Source organism: Exiguobacterium aestuarii, assembly GCF_020171655.1.
GTDB lineage: Bacteria > Bacillota > Bacilli > Exiguobacteriales > Exiguobacteriaceae > Exiguobacterium > Exiguobacterium aestuarii_A.
This window is the reverse complement of the sequence record NZ_JAIVAC010000001.1, coordinates 2070431-2080722: the sequence shown is the minus strand read 5'-3', so window position 1 is coordinate 2080722 and position 10292 is coordinate 2070431. Positions and strand designations below refer to the sequence as shown.

9 protein-coding genes and 8 tRNA genes are annotated in these 10292 nt (G+C 48.3%); all 17 read left to right on the top strand.

The genetic code is table 11. The features are described from left to right. The first annotated feature begins 44 nt into the window (after window positions 1-44). Window positions 45-119, top strand: a tRNA-Asn gene (locus LCM29_RS10905). Window positions 120-124: 5 nt separating this feature from the next. Next, window positions 125-199 (top strand) — tRNA-Glu (locus LCM29_RS10900). A gap of 3 nt (window positions 200-202) precedes the next feature. Next, window positions 203-278: transfer RNA gene (locus LCM29_RS10895), tRNA-Val, on the top strand. Between the two features lie 31 nt (window positions 279-309). Next, window positions 310-382: transfer RNA gene (locus LCM29_RS10890), tRNA-Thr, on the top strand. A gap of 6 nt (window positions 383-388) precedes the next feature. Further along, window positions 389-472, top strand: a tRNA-Tyr gene (locus tag LCM29_RS10885). A gap of 5 nt (window positions 473-477) precedes the next feature. Next, window positions 478-553 (top strand) — tRNA-Lys (locus tag LCM29_RS10880). Between the two features lie 6 nt (window positions 554-559). Continuing rightward, window positions 560-634, top strand: a tRNA-Gly gene (locus tag LCM29_RS10875). 18 nt (window positions 635-652) lie between these two features. Further along, window positions 653-728, top strand: a tRNA-Ala gene (locus tag LCM29_RS10870). Between the two features lie 201 nt (window positions 729-929). After that, on the top strand, window positions 930-1832 hold the full coding sequence (gene rocF, locus LCM29_RS10865; protein ID WP_224862717.1) for an arginase: 903 nt from the start codon (window positions 930-932) through the stop codon (window positions 1830-1832). A gap of 130 nt (window positions 1833-1962) precedes the next feature. Next, window positions 1963-2538, top strand: a complete 576-nt coding sequence (gene sigW, locus LCM29_RS10860; RefSeq protein WP_012727640.1) for an RNA polymerase sigma factor SigW — start codon at window positions 1963-1965, stop codon at window positions 2536-2538. Next, a complete protein-coding gene (locus LCM29_RS10855) occupies window positions 2535-3170 on the top strand; it encodes an RseA family anti-sigma factor (RefSeq protein WP_224862716.1) in 636 nt (211 codons plus the stop codon). Before sigW ends, LCM29_RS10855 begins: the two co-directional genes overlap by 4 nt. A 127-nt stretch (window positions 3171-3297) precedes the next feature. Further along, window positions 3298-4158: a diadenylate cyclase CdaA gene (gene cdaA, locus LCM29_RS10850; RefSeq protein WP_214697362.1), complete on the top strand. Its 861-nt coding sequence runs from the start codon at window positions 3298-3300 to the stop codon at window positions 4156-4158. Continuing rightward, window positions 4159-5439, top strand: coding sequence for a YbbR-like domain-containing protein (locus LCM29_RS10845; RefSeq protein WP_224862715.1), 1281 nt, complete (start codon window positions 4159-4161; stop codon window positions 5437-5439). It begins immediately after the preceding gene. Between the two features lie 36 nt (window positions 5440-5475). After that, a complete protein-coding gene (gene glmM / locus LCM29_RS10840) occupies window positions 5476-6834 on the top strand; it encodes a phosphoglucosamine mutase (RefSeq protein WP_224862714.1) in 1359 nt (452 codons plus the stop codon). A gap of 359 nt (window positions 6835-7193) precedes the next feature. After that, a complete protein-coding gene (gene glmS, locus LCM29_RS10835) occupies window positions 7194-8990 on the top strand; it encodes a glutamine--fructose-6-phosphate transaminase (isomerizing) (protein WP_214821642.1) in 1797 nt (598 codons plus the stop codon). Window positions 8991-9131: 141 nt separating this feature from the next. Next, window positions 9132-9695 carry a YdhK family protein gene (locus LCM29_RS10830; protein ID WP_224862713.1) on the top strand — a complete coding sequence of 188 codons (564 nt, stop codon included), beginning with the start codon at window positions 9132-9134 and terminating at the stop codon, window positions 9693-9695. A 115-nt stretch (window positions 9696-9810) separates the two neighbouring features. Beyond that, window positions 9811-10290, top strand: a complete 480-nt coding sequence (locus LCM29_RS10825) for a DUF2975 domain-containing protein (protein WP_224862712.1) — start codon at window positions 9811-9813, stop codon at window positions 10288-10290. Window positions 10291-10292 lie beyond the last annotated feature (2 nt).

Sequence of the window (10292 nt, the reverse complement as noted above, 5' to 3'; positions counted from 1 at the left end):
GGGATCTCCCCCTGTGAGGATAGGACGTTGCCAGGCAAGATCGTTCCGCAATAGCTCAGTGGTAGAGCAACCGGCTGTTAACCGGTAGGTCGTAGGTTCAAATCCTACTTGCGGAGCCAATTTAGGCCCGTTGGTCAAGCGGTTAAGACACCGCCCTTTCACGGCGGTAACACGGGTTCGAATCCCGTACGGGTCACCATATGGAGGATTAGCTCAGCTGGGAGAGCACCTGCCTTACAAGCAGGGGGTCGGCGGTTCGATCCCGTCATCCTCCACCATTTTTATGTATTACATCAAACCTATATATATGCCGGTGTAGCTCAGTTGGTAGAGCATCTGACTTGTAATCAGAGGGTCGAGGGTTCGAATCCTTTCGCCGGCACTCCTCGGGGGGGTAGCGAAGTGGCTAAACGCGGCGGACTGTAAATCCGCTCCTTCGGGTTCGGCGGTTCGAATCCGCCCCCCCCCACCAGGTTTGAGCCATTAGCTCAGTTGGTAGAGCATCTGACTTTTAATCAGAGGGTCGCAGGTTCGAGCCCTGCATGGCTCACCATTTTTTGCGGAAGTAGTTCAGTGGTAGAATACGACCTTGCCAAGGTCGGGGTCGCGGGTTCGAATCCCGTCTTCCGCTCCATATTCTTATCCCTGTTTCGGGGCCTTAGCTCAGCTGGGAGAGCGCCTGCCTTGCACGCAGGAGGTCAGCGGTTCGATCCCGCTAGGCTCCACCATATGTTTGTTTCTTAAGTTAGTGATGACTTAAGTTTTTTTTTGCCTAAAACCATGAACCATTCAAATGAGAGTACAGAGAAAGGCAGCCTGCCACCATTCAGGTTGCCTTTTTGTATGTTTATTCATTGTATTGCCGAGTTGAACCAAATGAATGATAGCGTTTACAATTTAGTTATCAAGCGTTCAAAGGGGGAATGGCAATGCAATGGTCATATATTCATGTACCGCTGCGATACGGTCAAGGGAAACTCGGGGTTGACCAAGGACCAGCAAAATTAAACGAATTAGGGATGGAGGCACTCCTGCCATCGGAAACGGTCAAACATACGATTCGCGTGTTACCGGAATCTGAAATTCGTGAAAATGAGGAACACTTGAAGCGAGTCGATGGTGTCCTACACACAGTCACTGAATTGGCGGAAGTTGTGCATCGCGAGATTACAGCGAATCGATTCCCATTGATCGTTGGGGGCGATCATAGTATGGCAATCGGTACACTCGCTGGGTTGGCTCAAACAGGACCATACGGTGTCATCTGGGTAGACGCTCATGCTGACTTGAATACTGGAGAAACGTCACCATCCGGTAACATTCATGGAATGCCGCTTGCGGCTGCAATGGGCATGGGTGACGTTCGTTTGACAGAGGTGGGCGGACGTGAGCCGAAGTTATCACCGGAGCATTTAGTATACATCGCACTTCGTGATATCGATGAAGGGGAAATGAACGAGATTAATCGACTTGGCATCAAAGTTATTACTGTAGAAGAAGTGCGAACGCGTGGTGTCGATATCATCATGCAAGAAGCATTGAATTATCTACGTGAACGCGTCAATCGTTTCTATATCAGCTTTGATATGGATAGTTTAGATGCATCACTAGTACCTGGCACTGGGACACCAGTTGATGGCGGTCTGACAGAAGTCGAGGCCAAAGCGATTTTAACAGAAGCTATGAAAGCAGATGATTTAATTGCTGTCGAACTCGTTGAATTGAATCCAGTGTTAGACCGAGAAGATATGACGGCAAATTTAGCGTATCGTCTGTGTGAAACGATCATAAAATCAAAAGAAAACCTGTTATTGGAAGGCGAGACAGTCTGATTTCCTTACAGTTTCCAAACCCGTTTGCTACAATGGGGGTGGAAACTTTTTTTATTTTAAATGAAACCATTTGAATCATGAGACGTATATAGAAATGACCGCATGTGTAGCGGAGAGGGGAAGTGGATTGATGGAACGGCTGACCACCCGTTTGGTAGATGAATTGAGGGCGGGGAATCACGATTCGTTTGCCGAACTGGTAGAACTATACAAGGATGGCGTCTTTGCAATCGCCTATAAAATTTTGTATGATCGTGGCGAAGCGGAAGACGCTGCCCAGGAAGCGTTCATTCGTGCGTATACACGAATCGATACGTATGACGCACAATATAAGTTCAAAACATGGCTCTATCGAATCACAACGAACGTTGCCATCGATCGATTGAGGAAACGGAAGCCAGAGTATTCGATGGATGCCGAAATTGCAGGTACAGACGGTTTGACCTATCAAGACCACTTAGCTGATGAAGCGCCCCAACCCGATGCCCAAGTGGTTCATCGCGAAATTCGAAGTGAGATGCATGAAGCGATCAAGCAACTCCCCGACAAATATCGTATTCCCTTACTACTAAAGTACGTGGATGATTTGTCATTAAAAGAAATCAGCGTGATGATCGACATGCCGGTCGCAACGGTTAAAACAAGGATCTTCCGGGGAAGAGAAATGTTAAAAACAATCTTTCAAAATAGGGAGGGGTTCAATTGACTCCTGAAGAAAAAGTACAACAATATTTGGAAGATGGCGTTTTGCCCGAAGAATCTGACGAATTGCGTCAATTGTTAGAAGACGATGAATTATACGAGTCGTATCTACAATATGAACGAATCGACGCAGAACTGAAAGCATTGCCTCGTCCAAAGTTATCAGCCGATTTTACTGCACGTGTGATGGCCGCTTTGCCTGAAGCACCTGTACAAAAAGCACCCGATACGGTCGTTCCGTTATCAAAACCAATCCGAAAAGAACGAAAACCGCACTCGAAACAAATCACTTGGCTACAACGACACCCGGCTTTAATCGCGGCGGTCCTGTTCTTCAGTCTAATGTCTAGCGCGACACTTGGACTCTGGAACAGTGCATCTGAGACGATGACCTATACAAAAGTACCAGGGGTTGTCGTGTCAGAGAACGAAGTCATTGTGCCAGCCGGTGTAACGGTCGAGAAGGATATCACCGTTCAAGGTGGCGATTTACGAATCGAAGGAACGGTCAAAGGTGACGCGACCGCTGTGAATGGTCGTGCGTATTTAGCCAGTGCCGGTCAAGTGACAGGTGAGCTTGAACAGATTGACCAAATGTTCGAGTGGATTTGGTACTCGATGAAACAACTATTCTAAAGACGCATCTAGCGTCTTTTTTTCGTTTCAATCTGGTTTCGTTTTGAAGTGACGCAATGCGTCTAGACAGAATTGATGATATAATGGAACTTGCACGATTTAGCTAGGTAGTGAAGGAGGGGAGCATTTGCCGCTACTTGAACAAGTATCATTTTTCTCATTTTTAAATCTTTCAGAAAACGTACATTGGTACGATTATTTGAATGATGTTTTAGATATCGTCGTCGTCACGTACGTGATTTATAAGTTAATGATGATTGTACGTGGGACAAAAGCAGTTCAGTTAATCAAAGGGATCTCAATCATCCTGGTCAGTTGGTTCTTGAGCGGTTTCTTCGGATTGAAGACGCTCCAGTTCTTGCTAAATCAGGTGATTACGTATGGTCTTCTTGGGATTATCATCATTTTTCAACCTGAGTTGAGACGTGGTCTTGAACATCTCGGACGAACGAGCAATTTATTCGGACGTACGGGAACGAGTGACGAAGAGCAACAACGACAAATGATTGAAGCGATCGTCAGTTCTGCACAGTATATGTCCAAACGGCGAATCGGTGCATTGATTGCCATCGAACGCGATACGGGACTCAATGAATATGTCGAGACAGGCATTCGGATGGACTCACATATTACGTCTCAGTTGATTATTAACTTATTCATTCCAAACACGCCGCTTCATGATGGAGCGATGATTATTCAGGATGGGAAGATTGCAGCGGCAGCTTGTTATTTACCGCTCTCTGAAAGTCCACACATCGATAAAGCGCTCGGGACGCGTCACCGTGCAGCTATCGGCGTCAGTGAAGTGACAGACAGTGTCACCCTTACCGTCTCAGAAGAAACGGGAGCGGTCTCCCTTGCGATTGCAGGACGTCTGTATCGCGAATTGGATGAAGAAGCGCTACGCAACAAATTAATTCAAGAACTCGTCATCGAAGAAAAAGAGGCGACCCTCTCGTTCTTCGGTAAAAAAGGAGGGGATAAGTAAGTGATTGATCAGTGGTTACAACATAAATGGTTTCTCCGCTTCATCGCACTTGCTTTAGCCGTCCTTTTATACTTAATGGTCGCTGAGACCAGTTCTTCAAATAATGCGTCGAGTGCGCTGCCGATCGTCGGACAGAGTTCCATGACGCTCGATGTGCCGGTCGAAGTGTTTTTTGATGAGGTGCAGTATGTCGCATATAATGTACCGGAAGAGATGGGCGTTGAACTTCAAGGTCCGTCCAGTAGTTTAACGATGACCAAATTGGTGAAAGATTATCAGGTATTCGTCGACTTGACGAACCTCGGGACGGGCTTTCACCGTGTTCCGGTTGAGGCACGAGGATTCGGTGGCGACGTCAACGTCAAGTTAGACCGAGAGACTGTCGAAATCTATATTGACCGGAAGCAAACGATTGAAGTGCCGGTATCTGTAAATTTACTAAACAAAGATCAGTTACCGGACGGGAAAGTAGCGGGCGACGTCGAAATCGAACCGTCTACTGTGAAAGTCACGGGAGGCGCGAGTCGGATTCAAAACGTCAAGGAAATCACGTTAAATGTAGACGTTGCGAATGAAAGTCAGACGTTTACACGAGAAATTCCCCCGACTATTTTAGATGCGAATGGGAACCCATTAAACGTGTCGGTCGATCCGAATATCATCAATGTCACCGTACCGATTTATGATGAAAGTGCGATGATTCCAATCGAGGTCGTTACGAGTGGAGATGTGGCGGATGACTTCCGACTAGCCGATACGTTGTTAGCTGAGACGGAAGTCCGTGTCTTTGCTCCAAAAGAAGTGCTCGATGCACTCGAAACAATCGAAACGGAACCGATTGAGCTGGATGACTTAACGAAGTCTGAAAAGTTAAACGCTACCCTCCGCCTTCCAGAAGGAGCGACATCTCTCGGTAAAAAAGAAGTCGAAGTCCAGGTATTGGTTCGTCCGAACGATGAGACGAAGGATGACACGGGTGAATTGACGGAACGGATTCGATTGACGGTTCCGGTCAATGTTCGTGGGTATGACCGAACGAATTATACGGTTCAAACGCAAGAAGTCGTCAGTGTGACACTGTCGGGAAAACGATCCCTTCTAGAGAACATCTCCTCGAACAGTGTCAATGTAACCTTAGATTTAACAGGTTTACCGAGTGGGACACACGCGGTAGATGTAGATTATGAAGTACCAAAAGGCGTGACTGTCATTTCGCCAAAAACAATCGATGTTCAATTGACAAGCGTCGATGAAGAAACAGAAACATCTTCTATTCAATAAAGATGTTCAATCATACAAAAGTGAGGATTTAATCTTATGGGTAAATATTTTGGAACAGATGGAGTTCGCGGTGTTGCGAACTCTGAGTTGACTGCGGAATTAGCATATCGTTTAGGTCGTGCGGGTGGCTACGTGCTCTCGAAACATTTGCCAGAAGGCGAACAGCCGAAAGTTTTGATTGGTCGTGACACACGAATCTCAGGACATATGTTAGAGGGTGCATTGATTGCGGGTCTTCTTTCAATCGGTGCAGAAGTCATGCGTCTCGGTGTCATCTCGACACCTGGGGTCGCTTACTTGACGAAGTCATTAGATGCGACAGCGGGAGTCATGATCTCGGCATCGCATAACCCCGTGGCAGACAACGGCATCAAATTCTTCGGTAGCGATGGTTTCAAATTAGATGACGCAACCGAGCAAGAAATCGAAGACATTTTGGACGCTGCAGAAGATACACTCCCACGGCCGACTGGAAAAGACCTCGGTTTCGTTTCAGATTATTATGAGGGTGCTCAAAAGTATCTTCAAATGTTGAAACAGACTGTAGAAGAGGACTTTGATGGCCTTCACATCGCGCTTGACTGTGCGCATGGTGCAACGAGTGGTCTTGCAGCTCGTCTCTTCGCTGACCTAGAGGCGAACGTGTCGACAATCGGAAACTCGCCAAACGGGTTGAACATCAACGAAGGTGTCGGCTCGACACACCCTGAGCACTTGGCTGAGTTCGTTCGTGAAAAAGGAGCGGATATGGGTCTTGCCTTTGACGGTGATGGAGATCGTTTGATTGCGATTGATGAGAACGGTGATATCGTGGATGGAGACAAAATCATGTACATCTGCGGGAAATACTTGAGTGAAAAAGGTCGTTTGAAAGACAATACGATTGTCGCGACGGTCATGAGTAACCTTGGCTTCCATAAAGCTGTGGAAGAAGCGGGCATGACGGCGCTTCAAACAGCAGTTGGTGACCGTTATGTTGTGGAAGAGATGAAGAAACATCAATACACACTCGGTGGTGAACAGTCGGGTCACTTGATTTTCCTCGATCACTCGACAACGGGTGACGGGATGTTATCAGGCGTCCAATTGGCGGAAATCGTTAAGTCGACAGGCCGTAAACTTTCTGAGTTGGCAGCTGAGATGCCGGTGTATCCGCAAAAGCTCGTCAACATCCGTGTGACGAATAAAAATGATGCGATGAACGGAGAGCGTGTCCTCGCGACGATTCAAGAAGCAGAAGCGGAAATGGCTGGGAACGGTCGTATTCTCGTCCGTGCATCTGGAACAGAGCCACTCGTCCGTGTCATGGCAGAAGCCCCGACACCGGAAGAGTGCGACCGCTACGTTGAGAAAATCGCGCAAGTCGTGCGTGAAGATTACGGCGTAGAAGGATAATTTTTCAGAAACCGGGAATAACACAAGGGAATCCAACGTTGGATTCCCTTTTTGTTTCCGTTTTGTCATCGAGAAAACAATGGTTCTTCTTGACGAATGGGGGTGTGATTTGTACTATTAAGAGCGTGACCTTGGAAACGGAAGGACACAAGAGTACGAACAAGCGCCAGAACTCTGCGGAGTTGACGAGGTTAGAGGTTATCGAGATTTCGGCGGATGCCTCTTCGTCGCCTGTCACGACGAAAAGCACGCTTTTAAAACGCCCGGGTGACCGGACGGACAAAGAAGTGTGTGCTGACAGCTCTTAGAAAAAGCCCGTTTCCTTTTTCGAGAAATCGAAGAATAGAGGAGATTTGTTTATGTGTGGAATTGTAGGAATGATTGGGAATACCGGAGCGAAGGAAGTCCTTCTCAAAGGTCTTGAAAAACTCGAGTACCGTGGTTATGACTCGGCAGGTCTTGCGTTGATGCATGAAAATGTCAACGTTCACAAAGAAGTCGGTCGCATCGCTGCGCTACGCGAAATCATCCCAGCAGAAGTAGACGGCACGATTGGAATCGGCCACACACGTTGGGCGACACACGGGGTACCGAGCGTACCGAACGCCCACCCGCACCAAAGTACGACAGGACGCTTCACGCTCGTCCATAACGGCGTGATCGAGAACGACGAAATCATCAAGAAGACGCTTGACGTCCCGTTCCTTTCAGAGACGGACACGGAAGTCATCGTCCAGCTCATGGAGAAGCACTTCGTCGAGCTCGGTGACGTCGAGGCGGCGTTCCGCAAGACGCTCTCGGACCTCCACGGTTCATACGCGATCGCGATGATCGACTCAGAGGATAAAGAGCGCCTCTATATCGGGAAGAACAAGTCACCGCTCCTCGTCGGACTCGGTGACGGCACGTTCAACGTCGTCGCATCGGACGCGATGGCGATGCTCCAGGTGACGGACCAGTACCTCGAGCTCCACGACGGCGAGATCGTCATCCTCACACGTGAGTCGGCGACGATCAAGACGCTCGACGGCGAAGTGCTCGAACGTGCACCGTACACGGCCGAGATCGATGCGTCAGACATCGAGAAGGGCACGTACGCGCACTACATGTTGAAGGAGATGGACGAGCAGCCGGCCGTCATCCGCAACATCATCCAGCATTACCAGAACGAAAACGGTGACATCGAACTCACAGAAGGCGTGCGCGAGCTCGTCTCGGAAGCGGACCGCGTCTATATCGTCGCCTGTGGGACAAGTTACCACGCCGGTCTTGTTGGGAAACAATTGATCGAACGCGTCGCAGGTGTACCGACTGAAGTACACGTCGCGTCAGAGTTCGGTTACAACATGCCACTTTTGACAGAGAAGCCACTCTTCCTCTTCATCTCACAATCAGGTGAGACAGCGGACAGCCGTGCCGTCCTCGTCGAAGTGAAAAAGCTTGGCCATAAAGCGCTCACGTTGACAAACGTAGCAGGATCGACACTCTCGCGTGAAGCGAACGAGACGATGCTCCTCCACGCAGGACCGGAGATCGCCGTCGCCTCGACGAAAGCGTACACGGCACAAATCGCCGTCCTCGCGATTCTCGCATACGACATCGCTCGTGCGAACGGGAAGAAACTTCCGTTTGATTTGATGCAAGAGCTCGCGCTCGTTGCAACAACGATGGACTCAATCATGGCACAAAAAGAAATCTTTGAAGAGCTTGCTGATAAGTTCTTGAAAGAATCACGTAACGCATTCTTCCTCGGACGTGGATTGGATTCATATGTAGGTCTTGAAGGCGCATTGAAGCTCAAAGAGATCTCATACATCCAAGCAGAAGGATACCCAGGTGGGGAACTTAAACACGGACCGATCGCGTTGATTGAAGATGGGACACCAGTCATCACGCTTGTGTCGCAACCGAACACACACCTCAACATTCGTGGAAACATCAAAGAAGTTGTGGCGCGTGGTGCAGTAGCTTGTACGATTTCAATGGAAGGCATGGAGCACGAGAACGATGCATTCGTTCTTCCACGTGTTGAACCACTTCTCACGCCACTCGTGACGGTTCTTCCACTTCAACTCATCTCGTACTATGCGGCACTTGCCCGTGACTGTGATGTCGACAAGCCACGTAACTTGGCGAAGTCTGTAACAGTTGAATAATCATCCATGGCCAGAATCTTTCGGGATTTTGGCCTTTTTTGTTGCAGTCAGTTAACAAATCATCGAAATGCTCTCAAAAACGTCTGTTGATTCTTAGGGACGGGTACACTCAACGTGAGTATGAATAAAGGGAGAGATTTGATGAAACAGAAAAAATGGATGACAGGTTTAGGTGTCATCATCCTCGCTACATCATTGGCCGCATGTGGGGATACGGCAGACGATACATCGATGGAGATGTCAGAAGAACAAAGCATGGACCATTCGTCAATGAACCATTCGGGGTCTGGAGAGATACCAGACGGACTGATGGAAGCGAGTGATCCGACGTATCCTGTAGGGTCGACAGCGATGATGACGGCAGATCATATGCCGGGGATGGAAGGTGTAGAAGCCACGATTGTCGGTGCGTATGATACGACTGTATATGCAGTCAGTTATACACCGACCACAGGCGGTGATCCCGTAGAGAATCATAAATGGGTGATCCATGAGGAACTCGAGAATCCGGGTGACGCGCCATTAGAAAAAGGTGAACAAGTCGTATTGGCCGCTGATCACATGGAGGGCATGGACGGAGCGGAAGCGACGATTGATACGGCCGAAGAGACGACGGTTTATATGGTTGATTACACGACCGAAGATGGAGAAGAGGTCACAAACCATAAATGGGTGACCGAAAGTGAACTAGAAGCGATGAAGTAATGAAAGAGGACCTCAAGAAAATTCTTGAGGTCTATTTTTTTCGATAAATATTTATTGATAAACGATAAAAAGCGGCGTATGATAAAGAAAATAAATTGAGTGAGGTGTATGACAGTTGAAACGAGAAACCGTCTTTTTGAAACTATCGGTGATTGTCTTAGCCCTCCCGATTCTTGCGGCCTGTCTCTTTTTACTCCCGTTTCTTTGGCGAGACGCAACCGAGAGCGGGGGCTGGATTGCGAATTCGATGCGTCCGATTGTCGTGGGGATGTATGTGGCGGCAGTCCCATATTTCATAGCTCTGTTCCAGACGTTTACCTTGCTAGGATTAATTGATAGGAATGAGGCATTCTCCTATGGAGCGGTGAAAGTACTTCGAGTGATCAAGTATTGTGCATTGACCATCACGGTCATCTATACGGCGTTGCTTCCGTTCTTCTATTGGTTCGCCGAGCGTGATGATTCCCCGGGTTTCTTAGTCCTCGGGCTCGTTTTCGTGTTCGCCGCATTTGTCATTGCCGTCTTTGCTGAGTTGTTACAGAAATTATTGAAGCGAGCCATCGATATGAAACAAGAAATCGATTTGACGGTCTGAGG